The organism is Corynebacterium vitaeruminis DSM 20294 (assembly GCF_000550805.1).
Classification (GTDB): domain Bacteria; phylum Actinomycetota; class Actinomycetes; order Mycobacteriales; family Mycobacteriaceae; genus Corynebacterium; species Corynebacterium vitaeruminis.
In genome coordinates, this window is sequence record NZ_CP004353.1 from 2,581,978 (window position 1) to 2,598,703 (window position 16,726).

Sequence of the window (16,726 nt, forward strand, 5' to 3'; positions counted from 1 at the left end):
CACCCCAACCTTCGGGGCAAGTAGCGGAGGCTTCCCTAATTAGATTCATCCTCTTAACCTTTTGTACATGTCTCGGCTAAAAGAGAATCCCGTTGCCCCAGCGCACGCCTGGGTGGCCGCGTTCTTCGCGCGACGACCGTGGGATGGGATCCCATGGGGGCTGATAGCCTTCTTTGCCACCGCCTTCCTCGCCACCGGGGTGGGTTCTGCCTTCGTCATGTTCCACGAGGGACACCTCGCCATCACCGACGAAAACCCGTTGGGGATCGCGGACCTCGTGACGGTCTGCGCGGCGATCGTCGCCGCCGCGAAATTCGCCAAGCTGCAGGCGGACCGCGACCTGTACTCGATGCGCACGCACTCCCTCGTGGAGCTGACCCTCCTTTTCAGCTTCCTCGTCGTCTGCGGGTTGGCCACCGGGTTTGAGCTGTCCACCGTGGCATTGGAGGCGCAGGAATCGGGGTCCTCGGTCCTGGCGTTGGTGGCGTCCAGGGAGCACGCCACCTACTTCATCTTGGAGCTGCTCATCATCGTCATCAGCGCGCTGTTGTATGCCTCGGAGCTGCCCATCGGCAGGCGGCGCGGGGACAACCTGCACGGCGCGCTCTCGCGCGTGGAGGTTCTGCTCGGCGATTCCGTGGGCGTGATCCGGTCCGCGTGGTACCGACCGGAGGCCGTCGAAAAGCTGCTTGAGCGAACCGAACTGGGCCGATTCTCGCCTGCGACGCTGGCGCTGCTGGGCGCGCACGTGATACGTGCCGCGATCGAGCTGGGCATCGCGGCGTTCGTGCTCGCGATGGTGGCGATGGAGGTCGACTTCCGCGAGGAGTGGACGGCGCTGACCAGCAGCGGGCAGCTGACCCTCGTGCTGCTGTGCGCGTCAACGTACGGGCTGGTCGCCATGGCGACGATCTCGGCGGAGATGGGCTACGTGGCGCCCCTCGGCCGCGGCCTCACGCGCAGCCTCTACCGCATGCTCGCCTGGTACTTTGGGTTCTCCGCGACGCTGCTGCTTGCCTCCATGATCCTCGCCTCGCTCGGGGTAGTACCGCTCATCGGCGACGGGCCCCAGACGCTTCTCGCGGTCCCGCTCATCCTCGGGACCATGCAGCTTATCCTGTGGTTCGTGGACTTCCTCGACCCGGTCTACTTCGACAGCCGCGAGTACGACCCCCGCGCGCGGAAGTCGATGGTGCCCACGGCGAACCTCAAGGTGGTCGACCTTCCCGAAGTGATCGACGGGATGATGGACGACCAGATCCTGGTCAAGCAGCTCTCCTCGATCGAGATCGCCGCGGAGCTGGGCGGGATCCTCGCCGCGGCAGAGCTCACCGACTTCAGCGACGACCCGGAGGTGGGGACGATGGGCTACCGCTTGCAGCCGCGGCGCGGGCTGCGCGCCCCGGGGCGGATCCGCTCGCTTAGGCTGCAGGCCGCGTGCGACAAGATCGCCTACGACCACCTGCGCGGGCTGGTGGGGGCTACCGAGCAGGTCGTGTGGATGCGCAGCGGGTATGCGACGTATCAGGCGGTGAGGCCGGGGGACCTATTGCCACGCGCGTGAGAGATCGGCGTGCTGCCGTATCCATGCGTGCATGGCGATCCCGGCCGCGACGCCGGCGTTGATCGAGCGCGTCGAGCCGAACTGCGCGATCGAGCAGGTCATCGCCGCGTTGTCCTGGGCGTCGTCGGTGATGCCGGGGCCCTCCTGGCCGAACAGCAGCAAGCAGCGCTCCGGCAGCTTTGCGGTCTCGAGCGGGACGCAGCCGGGCGTGTTGTCGATGGCGACGATCGTAAGGTCACGTTCGCGCGCCCAGGCCACGAGCGAGGCGGTATCCGGGTGGTGCATGAGGTGCTGGTAGCGGTCAGTGACCATCGCCCCGCGGCGGTTCCAGCGGCGCCGCCCCACGATGTGCACGGTGTCCACGGCGAAGGCATTCGCCGTGCGCACGACGGTGCCGATGTTGGCGTCGTTTTCGAAGTTCTCGATCGCGATGTGCAGCGCGTGGCGGCGGGTGTCGATGTCGGCGACGATCGCCTCGCGGCACCAGTAGCGGTAGGCGTCGACGACGTTGCGGCGGTCGCCCTCGGCGAGAAGCTGCGGGTCGAGGCGCGGGTCGTCGGGAAGAGGCGTGCCCGGGTGCTCTACTGCCCAAGGCCCCACGCCGTGGCGCCCCTCGCCCCACTCGGTGGGGCCAGGGGTGTCTTCGGTCGGGTTAGGCAAGACCCAAGTCCTCAAGGCCGAGCACATAGCGGTACTCGAGCCCCTCGTCGGCGATGACCTTCTCCGCGCCGGTGGCGCGATCGACGACGGTGGCCACGGCGACGACCTCGGCGCCCGCCTCGCGGAGGGCGGCGACGGCGATCAGCGGGGAGTTGCCGGTGGTGGTGGTGTCCTCAACGACCAGGACCTTCTTGCCCACGACGTCCGGGCCCTCGATGCGGCGCTGCATGCCGTGCTTCTTGGCCTCCTTGCGCACGACGAAGGCGTCGATGTCGCGCCCGTCGGCGTGCATGATGGCGGTGGCCACTGGGTCCGCGCCAAGGGTGAGTCCGCCCACCGCGACGTAGTCGAGGTCGGCGGTCAGCTCGCGCAGCAGCTGGCCGATGAGCCGGGAGGCCTTGTGGTGCAAGGTGGCCCGGCGCAGGTCCACGTAGTAGTCGGCCTCCTTGCCGGACGACAGGATCACCTTGCCGTGCACGACGGCCAGCTCCTTGACCAGCTCGGCCAGTTCCGCCTTCTTGGCCTGATCGATGTCCACTTTTCCTCCTGGGTCTGCGATGTCGTATCTCAAGTGTTCAGTCTACGGTCTGGGGCGTGTAGCCCCTAGTCGGCCGCGCCGTCTTCGAAGATGCTCGACTGCCCGTTGAGCTCCCTCACGATGCGGGTGCCCTGGTAGCTGTTCGGGGTGGCCTCCTCGTCGTCGCCGGCGATGGCCTCCACCGACTGCGAGCCGATCGAGCGCGGCTCGACTACCCCATGGCTGATCTCCTCCGAGCGCGAAGGCATCTCTACCGGCTCGTCCTGGCGGGTGATCTGCGGCATCTCCGGCAGGTCCTCCTCCGGCTCGTCCTCGAAGTAGGACGGCGGGACCGGCAGCGGGCGCGAGGGGTCGCAGTCGTGGAAGTCGACGGCCTGGGTCGCGCCCATGCGCGGCGGGAGGACGCGCGTGACGGCGGCGCACACCGCGAGCATCGCGGCCATCGTGTCCCAGTCCTCGTGGGTGGAGCCCTTGGCGGTCTGCGCGAGTACCCAGTCCGATTCCATCCACACCGCGGTGACGGTCTCGGGCATGCCCGCCAGCGCGCTGCGGAAGCGGGTGTCGGTCATGCGCTCGGCCGCGCCCGGGTCGTTGCTGAACAGGCTAAAGCCCGCCACCGTCGACACCGGGATGAGGTCCTCGGACTCGAGCTCCTCCCCCAGCACCGCGCGGCGCGCGTCGACCACCACGTCGGACGCCCCTGGCCGTCGTAAAGCCATCACCGTAATGCCGCCCAGCTCCGCGAGGTACATCTCGTGGCCGTAGAGCACGCCGGAGACGACGTCCTTCGCGCTCGCCCCGGTCGATGCGGCGCCGCGGGACCACTCGTCGGTGAGGAAGTTGTCCGTGCGCTGGTAGCCGAAGCCGCGCTCCTGGGCCCACGCGCGCTTCTCACGGCGGGCGGCGCCGGGCAGCTGCACGAGGGCGGGCTTGGGCTGCTCGGGTTCCGCTGGCACCTCCGCCTCGAAGCGGACCGTGCCGGGCTCGGGGCGCTCGAGCGTGAGGTCGTCGCCCTCGAGGTACTCCTCCGGCTCCGGCTCCGCGGCGTTGGCGGCGATGATCTCCTCGCCCAGGTCGGTCTCGGGCACGGCCTCGAGCTCGACGTCGGCGGCCTCCACCGGCTGCGTCTCCGGTTCCGCTTCTTGCTTGTCGACGCCTTGCGGTGCCTCCTCCACGGGCTCGTCGAGGGGGACTGCCCACTCGCCGGTGGTGGTGTCGAAGACCTGGCTTTCGAAGTCCTCGTCGATGGCCGGGGGGATCTCGGGTTCTTCGTCTTCTTCTATCTCGGCGTCGATCGGCTCGTCGGAAAAGTCCTCGACGGGGGCCGGTTCGGGCTCGGCCTCTGATTCCGGCTCCGCCTCCGGTTCCTGCGCGAGCGCCTGGGGCGCTGTGGCCTCGGGCTCGGGCAGCGCGTGGGTTGCGGCCTTGCGGCGGGTCGAGTCGAGGTACCACAGGGCGATGCCGGCGACACCGATGATGGCGGCGAGGATGAAGAGCATGCCAAATAGCCTAGTCGGCGGCTACTTGTTTCTCTTGGTGCCCTCCCTGGTTTCGTCGAAAAGCCAGTCGCCGCGCTCGACGGGGTTGGCGGGGTCGGCGCTCCACTGGGACCAGCCGCCGATGTAGTGGCGCGGGGTGTCCAGGCCCGCGATGTTCATCGCGGCGATGACCTGCGCGGAGTGGTTGCCGGAGCCGGAGTAGATGATGGTGTCGGCGATGACGTCGTTGGTGACCCCGCGGGAGGCGAACAGCTCGGCGAGCTCGTCGGCCGGGCGGAAGCGGTGGTCGGGGGTCATGACCTCGCGGGTGGGGATGTTGATGGCGCCGGGGATGTGGCCGGCCTTGAGGTCGAGGAACTCCTTGCGGCCGGCGAAGCGGTTGGCCTCGCGGGCGTCGATGAGCAGGCCGTCGTGGGCCTTGACGTCGTCGATGGTGGCGGTGGGCAGGTGGCCGAGGGTGGGGGTGACGTCGTCGTAGCTGGCGAGGTTGCCGGGGCCGCCGAGCGTCTTGTAACCGGAGGCCTCCCAGTGCTTCTGGCCGCCGTCGAGGATCACGACGTCCTCGATACCCGCCCAGCGCAGGATCCACCAGGCGCGGGCGGCGTACAGGCCGCGGTAGTTGTCGTAGACGACGACCTGGCGGCCGGGCTGCAGGCCCCACTTGGAAAACCAGCGCTCGAGGATGTGCGTGCTGGGCAGCGGGTTGCGCCCGATGCTGGAGCCGGGGACCCCGGCCAGCGCCAGGGCGGGATCACAAAACAGCGAGGTGGAGATGTGCTCGGAGTTGAACTGGTGGTAACCGTCTTTGCCGTCGTGGTACCACAAGGCAGCGAGGATGGTCTGCTTGTGGCCCGAGTTGAGGCGCGTGGCCAACTCGTCGGCGGTGATTGTGATGCTCATGCTGATCAGTTTAAAGGCCACCCCCGAAGTTCGCCCCTTGGGGCGCACGCGTACGCGCGTTCGAAAGAGCTGCGGCGCGTCGCCCGGCGGGCCTAACGTAGGCCTCATGAACGCCCCCTCCGTCAGCCCGCTTGCCTGCGCCCGCGCGGCCAGCCCCGTCATTGCCGTCTCCGCCGCCCGCCTGGTGCAGGTGGGCACGCGCGCCGTCATCACCGTCGCCGTCGCCGCGGCCGCGCCCACGCCGCGCGGGGTCGTCGAGTGGCAGGCTGCCTTCTCTGAGCAGGTCGAGCTGCCGCGCGCGGGGTCCTTCGCGGCAGGCCCGAACTTTCTCGACTGCGCGGTCGAGGTTCCGGGCGCGCTCGCGCGTCGGGTTGCGGGATCGGTCGCGGCGCTGCAGAAGGTGCTGGGGGCGTGCGCGATCGTCGGGCCCGCGCGCGTTACCTGCCGCCGTCGCGCCTTCGTCGCCCCCGCCCTTCACGCCCGCGCGCAACGCCTCGCCGCCGCCAGCGCCCTCGCGGAGAGCACCGCGTCATTGCAGCTGCTTATCGACGCCCAGGGTCACCCGGTCTACCGGTTCATTGCCGCCCGCGAGGCCGGGTGGGAGCGCGCGCGGGCGGCCTGCCCGATGCTGCTGCCGCCCCTGGTCTACGCCACCGACGCCTCCCGCAGCCTCCGGCAGGGCTCGATCGCCTGGGTCAACACCCAAGGCGAGTTCGCCTCGCGGGCCTGTCGCCCGCGCGAGAACGTCGCCTTCCTGGAGCTGGCGGCCATCGAGGAGGCGCTCGCCTACCACTTCGCTCACCACCCGGGGCGCAGGGTCGCCTTCCTGAGCGACTCCCGCCGCGCGCTCGGCAGGCTGCATACGCTGTCTCGCTACGCCGGATTCTTTGCGGCGGGCCTCCTCTCGGCGAACTGGGTGCCGGGACATTCCGGTCACCTGCTCAACGAGACCGCCGACCGGCTCGCGCGCCAGCACCGCTACCAGGTGGAGAGCCATCTGCCGGGCGAGTGGCTGCGCACGATCCAGGAGGGCATCATCGGGGAGCTCGCCCTGGCCGCATAGAGGTCGGACCTATTCCCCCGTTCCGGGGGTAATTTCACCCCGGTGACAGCAGGTGTGCTGCCGCCTGTACGCTGGTCTTTCACGATCCATCTCACAACCCGGGCATAACCCCAACCACATACAGATATAGAGATTTCCTTACGTCTCCCCACTCGGGTTATTGTGTGCCGCATCACCTTTAGCAGCCGTAGGCGTCGATAAGCGCCTGCTTGACCGGGAGGAACCCTCCAATGGCACAACAGCCCAGCGCAGAAAGCATGCTGAGCACCTCGCCGCAGGTGCCAGAACCCAAGAAACCCCGCAAGGACCGCACCCACTGGCTCTACATCGGCGTCATCATCGCGGTGATCGCCGGCATTATCTTCGGGCTCGTCGCGCCCGACGTGGCCAAGAGCTTCAAGGTGCTCGGCACGATGTTCGTCAGCCTCATCAAGATGATGATCTCGCCGGTCATCTTCTGCACCATCGTGCTGGGCATCGGCTCGGTGCGCGCGGCGGCGTCGGTGGGTAAGGCCGGCGGACTTGCGCTCGGCTACTTCCTGACGATGTCCACCTTCGCGCTGGCCGTGGGCCTCGTCGTGGGCAACTTCATCCAGCCCGGCTCGGGGCTGAACATCGAGGCGACGAAGAACGCGGGCGCGGAGTACGCGTCTCAGGCCGAGCACGGCGGCGGCATGATCGGCTTCATCCAGTCGATCATCCCCGACACGATCTTCTCCGCGTTCACCTCTGGATCGGTCCTGCAGACGCTGTTCGTGGCGCTGCTGGTCGGCTTCGCGGTGCAGTCGATGGGCAAGCGCGGCGAGCCGATCCTCATCGCGGTGGGCCACCTGCAGAAGCTGATGTTCAAGATCTTGAACATGGTGCTGTGGGTCGCGCCGATCGGCGCGTTCGGCGCGATGGCGGGCGTCGTGGGCGCGACCGGCATGAAGGCCGTGCTGCAGCTGGGCGTGCTCATGATCGCCTTCTACCTGACCTGCATCATCTTCATCTTCGGCGTGCTGGGCACGATCCTGTGGTCGTTCACGCGGGTGAACATCTTCAAGCTGTGCAAGTACTTAGGGCGCGAGTTCCTGCTCATCGTGGCCACCTCTTCCTCCGAGTCGGCGCTGCCGAACCTCATGCGCAAGATGGAGCACGTGGGCGTTGCCACCCCGACGGTGGGCATCGTGGTGCCGACGGGCTACTCCTTCAACCTGGACGGAACGGCCATCTACCTGACTATGTCCGCGATCTTCATCTCGGATGCCATGCACATGCCGATGAACCTGGGCGAGCAGATCGGCTTGCTCCTGTTCATGATCATCGCCTCCAAGGGCGCGGCCGGCGTCTCCGGCGCAGGCATCGCCACCCTGGCGGCCGGCCTGCAGTCGCACCGCCCGGAGCTGCTCGACGGCGTGGGCGTCATCGTGGGCATCGACCGCTTCATGTCCGAGGCGCGTGCGCTGACCAACTTCGCCGGCAACGCCGTGGCCACGATCCTCGTGGGCAAGTGGACCCGCACCGTGGACCTGGCCCGCGTGAGGGACGTGCTCGACGGGAAGATCCCCTACGTGGCGGCCGCCGACGACTCCGACGTCGACTTCCACAACCCGACCGTGACCAACCCGGCCACCGAGTCGCTGCAGCCGACCCCGCAGGTCAACATCGAGGCCTTCAGGCACTAGCCCGCTTACGGCACGCAGACTACCGCCGCCGCTGGAATTCATGTTCCGGCGGCGGCGTTGCGTATCGATCCATACTTAACCATTCAGCAGCCTTGTGAGCAAGGCCACATATTTTCCTAAACCTACTGCATGTTTCGATTCCGAAACTTAACAGCGAAAGCTTCTGAATCGATTAGTGCGCGGAGGCTCGTTTAGAGCCTGTAACAAACTGTCCTACCCTTGGCCAACAGTAGCCTCTTCACGGGCTAAATACTTTTTTCAAGGAGCATAAAAGAACATGGGAGCAAAGAAGGTTCGCGTCGCGATCGTCGGCGTTGGCAACTGTGCAACCTCGCTCATCCAGGGCGTGGAGTACTACCGTGACACCCCAGAGACCGAGACGGTTCCCGGCCTCATGCACGTCAAGTTCGGCGATTACCACGTCTCGGATGTCGAGTTCGTCGCCGCGTTCGATGTCGACGCCGACAAGGTGGGCAAGGACCTCTCCGACGCGACCCGCGCTTCCATGAACTGCACCATCCAGATCTGCGAGGTCCCGGAGCTGGGCGTGACCGTCCAGCGTGGCCCGACGCTCGACGGCCTGGGCGTGCACTACCTCGCCACCATCGAGGAGTCCTCCGAGGAGCCCGTCGACGTTGCGCAGGCGCTTCGCGACGCCAAGGCTGACGTCCTCGTCTCCTACCTGCCGGTCGGTTCCGAGGAGGCCGACAAGTTCTACGCGCAGGCGGCCATCGACGCGGGCTGCGCCTTCGTCAACGCCCTGCCGGTGTTCATCGCCTCCGACCCGGAGTGGGCACAGAAGTTCGTCGACGCGGGCCTGCCGATCGTTGGCGACGACATCAAGAGCCAGGTCGGCGCCACCATCACCCACCGCGTGCTGGCCAAGCTCTTCGAGGACCGCGGCGTGCGCCTCGAGCGCACCATGCAGCTCAACGTCGGCGGCAACATGGACTTCAAGAACATGCTCGACCGCAACCGCCTGGAGTCCAAGAAGATCTCCAAGACCCAGGCCGTGACCTCGATCCTCCACGACTCCCCCATCGCGGGCAAGAAGGAGGACCGCAACGTCCACATCGGCCCGTCCGACTACGTCGAGTGGCTCGACGACCGCAAGTGGGCCTACGTCCGCCTCGAGGGCAAGGCCTTCGGCGACGTCCCGCTCAACCTCGAGTACAAGCTCGAGGTCTGGGACTCCCCGAACTCCGCCGGCGTGATCATCGACGCCGTCCGCGCCGCCAAGATCGCCCTCGACCGCGGCATCGCCGGCCCGGTTAACCCGGCCGCCTCCTACCTCATGAAGTCCCCGCCCATCCAGCTGGGCGACGAGGAGGCCCGCGCCAACCTCGAGGCCTTCATCCGCGGCGAAAACGCCTAAGGCACGCCTTCTAGGCCGCAGGGAGACCCTCCCTGCGGCTTTTTGCGTGCGCTAGGCGCGCTAGCTACGGAATACCCGGCGTACCTTCCCGTCGACGCGTTCCAGCCGCCCGCGCACCGACGGCCCCGTCGGATCATCGTCGTTGACACCGTTGTGATACGCGCAGCACGTGGCCAGGTTCGAGCTTCTCGTGTGCCCACCGAACTGCCACGGAACCAAGTGATGCACCTGGCACTCATCGGCTGGCTTATGGCACCCATCCCACGCACAGGTGGGATTCTCGACCGCCGCCAAGACACGCTGTTTGCCGTTGGCAAACCGCTCCGAGCGAACCAAGTCCACCGGCCCTTCAACCGGATGAATCAGCGCAAACCCCCACTTCTCATCCAGCTTCATGCGGGCGACCTGCGTGCTGGTGCGCTCCACCCCATCCGAGCACCGCAACACCGTCTCATCCCCGGTGCCATCCAGCACCGCATCGAGAGCGTCCAGCGGGATCGTCACGATCGGCCGCAGCACCGTTGCTACGGCCCCGCCACCGGTGATCGCCTCCTGCAACGCCGCCACCGGGTCATCGGCGTCCTTGACCGGGTCGTAAAGCGTAGCGATCACCTCCGCTGGGGCGTTGACCCGCATCGACCACGTATTGTCCGCATACCTGCGCACCGACACCCCCAACGTCAACGCGCGGGGTGCAACGAGCTTCTTTAGCAAAGCCAGTCCGCGGCGTTTAAGCTCCGCAGGCGCCGCCTTCATCCGGCACAGCTCGCGGCGCAGGCGCCACTTCTTACGCTTGTCCGCCACCCGGCGGGCAACCGCCTCGATCGCCACAAGCGCATCCAGGCAGTGCCCGTTGGCGCGGATCGCGGACACGCACTCTGCCTGCACCCGCGACATCGGCGAGGGCGCGGCATAGATCGCCGCAAGCCCTGCGACGGTAGCCGCCGTGGACTCCGGCAACAACCGCTCCAGCTCACCCTCACCCAGCCCACTGGCTTCCTCGATGAGCGTCATCGGGTCGCGCAGCAGCGCGCCCAAGGTCTCCAACACGTTCATGCCCCGCACGCTAAACGCCCTCGCAACCCCGCGCAAGAGCACATGAAAAAAGAGCCCACAATCTGTGGATAACTTCCCACCGTGAGAAGTTATCCACAGGCCCTGGGCCCCTCGCCGCGCGCTCGTCGCGATTTTCCGATAGTCTAAGCGGTTCTACTCCGCTGGGTTCTTGATCTCCACGTGGCCGGGGTCGTGCCAGTCGGCGACGACGTTGTCCTTCGTATCCAACCCCTGGTTTTCATGCTCCGGGACCTTCGCCACGATGTTCCTGCGTGCACGCCCCGCCCTCAGCTGGCGCTCGATGCGCTCGGCCAAAAGCGTCAGCGAGTAGTTGATGATGATCATGATGATCGCCACCACGATGAGCGAGGCCAGGTAGTTCCGGTTCGCCGAGGACGACTGGATACCCTGGCGCACGATCTCCACGAAGCCGATCTGGTAGCCGAGCGCGGAGTCCTTCAGCGCGATGACCATCTGCGCGATGAGCGCCGGCAGCATCGCCGCCACCGCCTGCGGCAGAAGGATCCTCAACATCGTCTGCCGATGCGACAGGCCGAGCGCCTGCGCCGCCTCCGTCTGCCCCTTCGGCAGCGACTCGATGCCAGCCCGCAGGATCTCCGCGATGACCGAGCCGTTGTACAGCGTCAGCGCGAACACCACCGCCGCAAACGCCAGGTACTTCGGCTTGAACACGCCGTAGACCGCGAACACCTGGTAGGAGAAGATGATCAGCAGCAGCACTGGTATGGCGCGGAAGAACTCCACTAGCACGCCGCACAGCCAGCGGATCGCCCGGTTGCGCGAGAGCCTTCCCAGGCCGAGGGTCACGCCCACGACCAGCGCCAAGAACAGCGAGGCCACCGCCGAGGTCAGCGTGCCGCGCAGGCCCGGCAAAAGGTACGTTCTCCACGTGTTCGCGTCCAAGAACGGCGTCCACTTCTCCGCGGCCAGCTGCCCCTTGGCGTTGAGCGTGCTAAACACCCACGCCAAAAGTCCCGCCGCCACGAGCAGGGTCACGGCCGTGTAGATCCGGTTTCGACGTATGCCTACGGGGCCTGGGGCGTCGTAAAGCACGGTTGCGCGAGTAGACATTATTTCTTCACCGCCAGTTTCTTAGACAGCGCGCCCAGGGCCAGGCCCATGGGCAGCGTGAGGATGAGGAAGCCCAGCGCGAACGCGCCGAAGATAGCCCACAGCGCGCTCGCGTGGTTCTCGATGACTTCCTTCATGAGCAGCGACGCCTCGGACACGCCGATGACCGACGCGATCGTGGTGTTCTTCGTCAGCGCGATGAGCGTGTTGCCCAGCGGCACGATCGCGGCGCGCGCGGCCTGCGGGAAGACGATCTTGGAAAACGTCTGGCCGAAGCTTAACCCCAGCGAGCGCGCCGCCTCCGCCTGCCCGAAGCTGACGGTATTGATGCCCGAGCGCAGGCACTCCGCGACGAACGCCGAGGTGTAGAGCGTGAAGCCCAGCACCGCGAGCCGGAAGTTGTTGCTCGCGAGGAACGTCGACGAGCTGCGGCTGGCCAACTGCAGCCCGAGCGTCTGGTAGAGGCCGAACGAGCAGAACAGCACCACCAGCGTCAGCGGCGTGTTGCGCACCGTGTTGGTGTAGAACGTGGCGATGGTGCGCAGGATCCGCACCGGGGACACACGCATCGCGGTGAGGATGGTACCGAAAATGAGCGAGAAGATCGCGGACAGCACCGTCAGCTTGATGGTCGTCCAAAAGGCAGGCAGGATCGCCGGCCCCAGTTGCTCCCACATTGCGTCCATGTTGTGACTCCTTTTGGGGCTTGCTTATCGACGCCTACGGCGCGCCGCCAGCAGTGTGAAGCGGCGCGCCGGTGTCGTTGTTACTTGATGAAGGAGAGGTCGCCCGGGGTGCCGTTGTCGATGCCGTCCTTGGAGCCCAGGTTCTTCTCCACGGCCTTGTCGAACTCGCCGCTGTCCTGCATCTCCTTCAGGGCGGTGTTGATCGCGTCGGTGCCCTCGGTGTCGTCCTTCTTCAGGCCGATGCCGTAGTACTCGTCGGTGAACGGCTTGCCGTCTTTTTCCATCTCCACGAGCTTGAAGGAGCCCGGGTTCTGGGCGGCGTAGCCGTTGAGGATGGTCGCGTCGGTGGTCATCGCGTCGATGGTGCCCTGGCCGAGCGCCTCAACGCAGGAGGAGTAGGTGTCGAACTCCTGCAGCTGCACGCCCGGCAGCGCGTCCTTGACCTTCTGCGCCGGGGTGGAGCCGGACACCGAGCACAGGCTCTTGCCGTCCAGGTCCTCGAGCTTGGTGATGGAGGTGTTGTCGGACTTGACCAAAAGCGCCTGGTGGGTGATGAGGTACGGGCCGCCGAAGTTGACCTTCTCCGCGCGGGAGGCGTTGATCGAGTAGGTCGCGGCGATCATGTCGACCTCGCCGTTGCCGATGACGGTCTCGCGCTGGGCGGACGGGGTCTCGCGCCAGGTGATCTCGGGGTTGCTCCAGCCCTTGGCCTTCGCGATCGAGTTGACCACGTAGGTGGCAACGTCCACGTCGAGGCCGCTCATGGTGCCGTCGGCGTTCTTCAGGCCCAGGCCGGGCTGGTCGAACTTGGTGCCGAGGGTGACCTTGCCCGCCTCGATGTCGGCGAGCAGGCCATTGCCGCCGGAGGCGGACGAGGAGGAGCTGCCGTCGCCACACGCGGCGAGCGTAACGGTGCAGGCGATAGCGGCGGCGGTGGCGGCGAGGGTGCGCATGAGAGAGCGAGACATGAGAGGTTCTCCTTTAGTTAAGTGTGTGCGTTCTAGTGAGCGAGGATCTTGCCGAGGAAGTCCTTGGCGCGGGCGGTCTTCGGGTTGGAGAAGAAGCTGTCCGGGTCGGTGTCCTCTAGGATCTGTCCTTCGTCCATGAACAGGATGCGGTCGGCGACCTTGCGCGCGAAGCCCATCTCGTGGGTCACGCAGATCATGGTCATTCCTTCCTTGGCCAGGCCCGCCATGACATCGAGGACCTCGTTGACCATCTCGGGATCCAGGGCCGAGGTCGGCTCGTCGAAAAGCATGACCTTGGGCTTCATGGCCAGCGCGCGGGCGATGGCGACGCGCTGCTGCTGCCCGCCGGAGAGCTGGGCGGGGTACTTGTCGGCCTGGCTGGCGATCCCGACGCGCTCGAGCAGGCTCATGGCCAGCTTGTCGGCGTCCGCCTTCTTCATCTTGCGCACGAGCACGGGCCCCAAGGTGACATTGTCCCGGATGGTCATGTGCGGGAAGAGGTTGAAGGACTGGAACACCATGCCCACGTCGGAGCGCAGCTTGGCCAGGGCCTTGCCCTCTTCCGGCAGGGCTACACCGTCGATCGAGATGGTGCCCTCATCGATGGTCTCGAGGCGGTTGAGCGTGCGGCACAGCGTCGACTTGCCGGAGCCGGACGGCCCCAGCACCACCACGACCTGCCCGCGCGGAACCTCCAGGTTGATGTCGCGCAGCGCGTGATAGCTGTCGAAGTACTTGTTCACTCCAGCCACAGAGACCATGATGTCGTTTGAGTTCTGTGTCATAGCCCATTACCTTAGCGTCGTAGCTCACATTTAGCAATTCATGCGAAGTGTGCATGTAAACGCCTATAAGAGATCTTTCTATAGGTTGATAGTTATTCTCGGCGTGGCACGACCATTTGTCAAGGCGCGTATCGACGCCCACGGCGCGAAAGCCGCCATTTCATCCCCCAAACACCCAGCTCAGCGACGCAAACTTCCCGTGCGGGAAGCTTCTCTTGCAGGCCGATGCGAATTACTTTCACCGCGCCGATGGCGAAAGACGAAGGGGCGGCCGTCCGAAGACGACCGCCCCTTAGGGTGCGAGCCTAGGCGCGCTCGATGTCGAGGGTCTGGCCCCCGTCGGCGACGTCGACGTGCACCGTGTCACCGTCGCGGATCTCACCGGCGAGCAGCTTCTTGGCGAGCGTGTCGCCGATCGCCTGCTGGATGAGGCGGCGCAGCGGACGGGCGCCGTAGGCGGGCTCGTAGCCGCGGTCCGCGAGCCACAGCTTCGCGGCGTCAGAGACGTTCAGCGTGAGGCGGCGAGCAGACAGCCGCTCGGCCAGCCCGCGGATCTGAATGTCCACGATGTGGGTCAGCTGCTCCTGGCTCAGCGGGTCGAAGATGACCACGTCGTCCAGGCGGTTGACGAACTCCGGCTTGAAGGCGTGCTTGACGGCGTCCATCATCTGCTCCTTGGTGCCGCCGGCACCGAGGTTGGAGGTAAGGATGAGGACCGTGTTTCGGAAGTCGACCGTGCGGCCCTGGCCGTCGGTAAGCCTGCCCTCGTCAAGCACCTGCAGCAGGATGTCGAAGACGTCCGGGTGCGCCTTCTCCACCTCGTCGAAGAGCACGACCGTGTACGGGCGACGGCGAACGGCCTCGGTGAGCTGGCCGCCCTGGTCGTAGCCGACGTACCCCGGAGGGGCACCGACGAGGCGCGCGACGGAGTGCTTCTCGCCGTACTCGGACATGTCGATGCGCACCATCGCGCGCTCGTCGTCGAACATGAACTCCGCCAGCGCCTTGGCCAGCTCCGTCTTGCCCACGCCGGTGGGGCCCAGGAAGAGGAAGGAACCGGTCGGGCGGTTCGGGTCGGCGACGCCGGCACGGGCGCGGCGGACCGCGTCGGACACGGCCTGCACGGCCTCGCGCTGGCCAACCACTCGGTTACCCAGCTCGGCCTCCATGTTGAGCAGCTTCTCGGTCTCGCCCTGGAGCATCTTGCCCGCAGGGATGCCGGTCCACGCGGAGACGACCTCGGCGATGGTGTCCGGGGTGACCTCCTCACTCAGCAGCGTGGCGGACACGCCGGAGTTCTCGGCGTCCTTGAGCTCCTTCTCCAGGCCCGGGATCATGCCGTACTGGATCTCGGAGACCCGACCCAGGTCGCCATCGCGCTCGGCGATCTCGGCCTCGCGGCGCAGCCCCTCGATCTTCTCCTTCAGCTCGCTGACCTTGTTGATCGCGGCCTTCTCGTTGTTCCAGCGCGCGGTCAGCTCGCCCAGCTTCTCCTTCTCGTCGGCCAGCTCCTGGCGCAGCTTGACCAGGCGCTCCTTGGAGGCGTCATCGGTCTCCTTGGCCAGGGCCATCTCCTCGATCTCGAGTCGGCGCACGATGCGCTGGAGCTCGTCGATCTCCTGCGGCGAGGAGTCGATCTCCATGCGCAGGCGGCTGGCCGCCTCGTCGACCAGGTCGATGGCCTTGTCGGGCAGGAAGCGGGAGGTGATGTAGCGATCCGACAGCGTCGCCGCAGCCACCAGCGCGGAGTCCTGGATGCGGACGCCGTGGTGGACCTCGTAGCGCTCCTTGAGCCCACGGAGGATGCCGATGGCGTCCTCGACGGACGGCTCGCCGACGAAGACCTGCTGGAAGCGTCGCTCGAGCGCGGCGTCCTTCTCGATGTACTTGCGGTACTCGTCGAGGGTGGTCGCGCCCACCAGGCGCAGCTCGCCGCGGGCCAGAAGCGGCTTGATCATGTTGCCCGCGTCCATGGCGGACTCGCCGGTGGCACCGGCGCCGACGATGGTGTGCAGCTCGTCGATGAAGGTGATGATCTCGCCCTCGGCGCCCTTGATCTCGTCGAGGACGGCCTTCAGGCGCTCCTCGAACTCGCCGCGGTACTTCGCGCCGGCAACCATCGAGCCCAGGTCGAGGCTGATGAGCGTCTTGCCCTTCAGCGACTCCGGCACGTCACCGGCGACGATGCGTCGGGCCAGGCCCTCCACGATGGCGGTCTTGCCCACGCCGGGCTCGCCGATGAGCACCGGGTTGTTCTTCGTGCGGCGCGACAGCACCTGCACCACGCGCCTAATCTCGGCGTCGCGGCCGATGACCGGGTCGATCTTGCCCTCGCGGGCGCGGGCGGTGAGGTCGGTGGAGTACTTCTCCAGCGCCTGGAACTGGCCCTCCGGGTCCTGGTTGGTGACCTTCTTGTTGCCGCGCACGGAGGGGAACACGCCCTTGATCACGTCGTAAGTAGCGCCGCGCTTGGTGAGCAGCTCGGCGGCGTCGGTCTTGCCGCGGGCGATGGCCGCGAGCAGCACCTCGGTGGAGACGTACTCGTCGCCGAGCTCGCCGGCCAGCTCCTGGGCGGCGGTCAGCGCGTTGAGGGCGTCGCGGTTAAAGTTCGGGTTGGCCATGCCAGAGCCCTCGGCCTTGGGCAGCTTGCCCACGAGCGTCTCGGCCTCCTTGCGCACGACCTCGGGGTCGACGCCGGTGGCACGGAGCACGGGGGCGGCGATGCCGTCCTCCTGCCCGAGGATGGCGGCGAGCAGGTGCTCGGGGCGGATATCGGGGTTACCGTTTGAGGAAGCCTGCTGCAGCGCAACCTGCAGGGCCTCCTGGGTCTTGGTGGTTGGGTTGAAAGCGCTCATGGGCTTCCTCCTAGAGTT

14 protein-coding genes are annotated in these 16,726 nt (G+C 66.7%); 4 read left to right on the forward strand and 10 right to left on the reverse strand.

Translation table 11 applies throughout. The features are described 5' to 3' along the window. Positions 1 to 67 precede the first annotated feature (67 nt). Positions 68 to 1,564 (forward strand): hypothetical protein, encoded by a 1,497-nt coding sequence (locus B843_RS11710; RefSeq protein ID WP_155895159.1) that lies wholly within the window; start codon positions 68 to 70, stop codon positions 1,562 to 1,564. Here B843_RS11710 and B843_RS11715 read toward each other — a convergent pair. From B843_RS11715 to B843_RS11730, 4 genes are all read right to left on the reverse strand, one after another. Beyond that, positions 1,547 to 2,251, reverse strand: coding sequence for a TrmH family RNA methyltransferase (locus B843_RS11715; protein ID WP_051483509.1), 705 nt, complete (start codon positions 2,249 to 2,251; stop codon positions 1,547 to 1,549). The two genes, B843_RS11710 and B843_RS11715, sit on opposite strands and share 18 nt — an antisense overlap. Further along, positions 2,217 to 2,762 (reverse strand): orotate phosphoribosyltransferase, encoded by a 546-nt coding sequence (gene pyrE, locus B843_RS11720; RefSeq protein ID WP_025253684.1) that lies wholly within the window; start codon positions 2,760 to 2,762, stop codon positions 2,217 to 2,219. Before pyrE ends, B843_RS11715 begins: the two co-directional genes overlap by 35 nt. Positions 2,763 to 2,827: 65 nt before the next feature. Next, positions 2,828 to 4,261 carry a type III secretion system chaperone family protein gene (locus tag B843_RS11725; RefSeq protein ID WP_025253685.1) on the reverse strand — a complete coding sequence of 478 codons (1,434 nt, stop codon included), beginning with the start codon at positions 4,259 to 4,261 and terminating at the stop codon, positions 2,828 to 2,830. A gap of 21 nt (positions 4,262 to 4,282) precedes the next feature. Next, positions 4,283 to 5,161, reverse strand: a complete 879-nt coding sequence (locus B843_RS11730) for a sulfurtransferase (RefSeq protein ID WP_025253686.1) — start codon at positions 5,159 to 5,161, stop codon at positions 4,283 to 4,285. A gap of 106 nt (positions 5,162 to 5,267) precedes the next feature. Here B843_RS11730 and B843_RS11735 point away from each other — a divergent pair, with 106 nt between their 5' ends. The 3 genes from B843_RS11735 to B843_RS11745 all read left to right on the forward strand — a co-directional run bounded on the left by B843_RS11735 (position 5,268) and on the right by B843_RS11745 (position 9,266). Then, complete coding sequence (locus B843_RS11735; protein ID WP_025253687.1) at positions 5,268 to 6,224, forward strand: ribonuclease H family protein; 957 nt, start codon at positions 5,268 to 5,270, stop codon at positions 6,222 to 6,224. A 230-nt stretch (positions 6,225 to 6,454) separates the two neighbouring features. After that, entirely contained in the window at positions 6,455 to 7,891 is a 1,437-nt protein-coding gene (locus tag B843_RS11740; protein ID WP_025253688.1) for a cation:dicarboxylate symporter family transporter, read from the forward strand. Between the two features lie 277 nt (positions 7,892 to 8,168). After that, positions 8,169 to 9,266, forward strand: a complete 1,098-nt coding sequence (locus B843_RS11745; RefSeq protein ID WP_025253689.1) for an inositol-3-phosphate synthase — start codon at positions 8,169 to 8,171, stop codon at positions 9,264 to 9,266. A gap of 60 nt (positions 9,267 to 9,326) precedes the next feature. Here B843_RS11745 and B843_RS11750 read toward each other — a convergent pair whose 3' ends face one another. From B843_RS11750 to clpB, 6 genes are all read right to left on the reverse strand, one after another. Beyond that, on the reverse strand, positions 9,327 to 10,322 hold the full coding sequence (locus B843_RS11750; RefSeq protein WP_025253690.1) for an HNH endonuclease signature motif containing protein: 996 nt from the start codon (positions 10,320 to 10,322) through the stop codon (positions 9,327 to 9,329). Between the two features lie 153 nt (positions 10,323 to 10,475). Beyond that, positions 10,476 to 11,414 carry an amino acid ABC transporter permease gene (locus B843_RS11755; RefSeq protein WP_025253691.1) on the reverse strand — a complete coding sequence of 313 codons (939 nt, stop codon included), beginning with the start codon at positions 11,412 to 11,414 and terminating at the stop codon, positions 10,476 to 10,478. Further along, entirely contained in the window at positions 11,414 to 12,100 is a 687-nt protein-coding gene (locus tag B843_RS11760) for an amino acid ABC transporter permease (RefSeq protein ID WP_025253692.1), read from the reverse strand. The genes B843_RS11755 and B843_RS11760 overlap by 1 nt, the downstream gene beginning before the upstream one ends. An 80-nt stretch (positions 12,101 to 12,180) precedes the next feature. After that, a complete protein-coding gene (locus B843_RS11765; RefSeq protein ID WP_025253693.1) occupies positions 12,181 to 13,068 on the reverse strand; it encodes a glutamate ABC transporter substrate-binding protein in 888 nt (295 codons plus the stop codon). 32 nt (positions 13,069 to 13,100) lie between these two features. Beyond that, positions 13,101 to 13,829 carry a glutamate ABC transporter ATP-binding protein GluA gene (gene gluA / locus B843_RS11770; RefSeq protein WP_197020846.1) on the reverse strand — a complete coding sequence of 243 codons (729 nt, stop codon included), beginning with the start codon at positions 13,827 to 13,829 and terminating at the stop codon, positions 13,101 to 13,103. A gap of 329 nt (positions 13,830 to 14,158) precedes the next feature. Then, positions 14,159 to 16,708 (reverse strand): ATP-dependent chaperone ClpB, encoded by a 2,550-nt coding sequence (gene clpB / locus B843_RS11775; RefSeq protein WP_025253695.1) that lies wholly within the window; start codon positions 16,706 to 16,708, stop codon positions 14,159 to 14,161. Positions 16,709 to 16,726 lie beyond the last annotated feature (18 nt).

Coding starts and splice junctions, on each gene's coding strand:
- B843_RS11710 (WP_155895159.1), top strand. CDS start 68: ATGTCTCGGCTAAAAGAGAATCCCGTTGCCCCAGCGCACGCCTGGGTG.
- B843_RS11715 (WP_051483509.1), bottom strand. CDS start 2,251: ATGTGCTCGGCCTTGAGGACTTGGGTCTTGCCTAACCCGACCGAAGAC.
- B843_RS11725 (WP_025253685.1), bottom strand. CDS start 4,261: ATGCTCTTCATCCTCGCCGCCATCATCGGTGTCGCCGGCATCGCCCTG.
- B843_RS11730 (WP_025253686.1), bottom strand. CDS start 5,161: ATGAGCATCACAATCACCGCCGACGAGTTGGCCACGCGCCTCAACTCG.
- B843_RS11735 (WP_025253687.1), top strand. CDS start 5,268: ATGAACGCCCCCTCCGTCAGCCCGCTTGCCTGCGCCCGCGCGGCCAGC.
- B843_RS11740 (WP_025253688.1), top strand. CDS start 6,455: ATGGCACAACAGCCCAGCGCAGAAAGCATGCTGAGCACCTCGCCGCAG.
- B843_RS11745 (WP_025253689.1), top strand. CDS start 8,169: ATGGGAGCAAAGAAGGTTCGCGTCGCGATCGTCGGCGTTGGCAACTGT.
- B843_RS11750 (WP_025253690.1), bottom strand. CDS start 10,322: ATGAACGTGTTGGAGACCTTGGGCGCGCTGCTGCGCGACCCGATGACG.
- B843_RS11755 (WP_025253691.1), bottom strand. CDS start 11,414: ATGTCTACTCGCGCAACCGTGCTTTACGACGCCCCAGGCCCCGTAGGC.
- B843_RS11760 (WP_025253692.1), bottom strand. CDS start 12,100: ATGGACGCAATGTGGGAGCAACTGGGGCCGGCGATCCTGCCTGCCTTT.
- B843_RS11765 (WP_025253693.1), bottom strand. CDS start 13,068: ATGTCTCGCTCTCTCATGCGCACCCTCGCCGCCACCGCCGCCGCTATC.
- gluA (WP_197020846.1), bottom strand. CDS start 13,829: ATGGTCTCTGTGGCTGGAGTGAACAAGTACTTCGACAGCTATCACGCG.
- clpB (WP_025253695.1), bottom strand. CDS start 16,708: ATGAGCGCTTTCAACCCAACCACCAAGACCCAGGAGGCCCTGCAGGTT.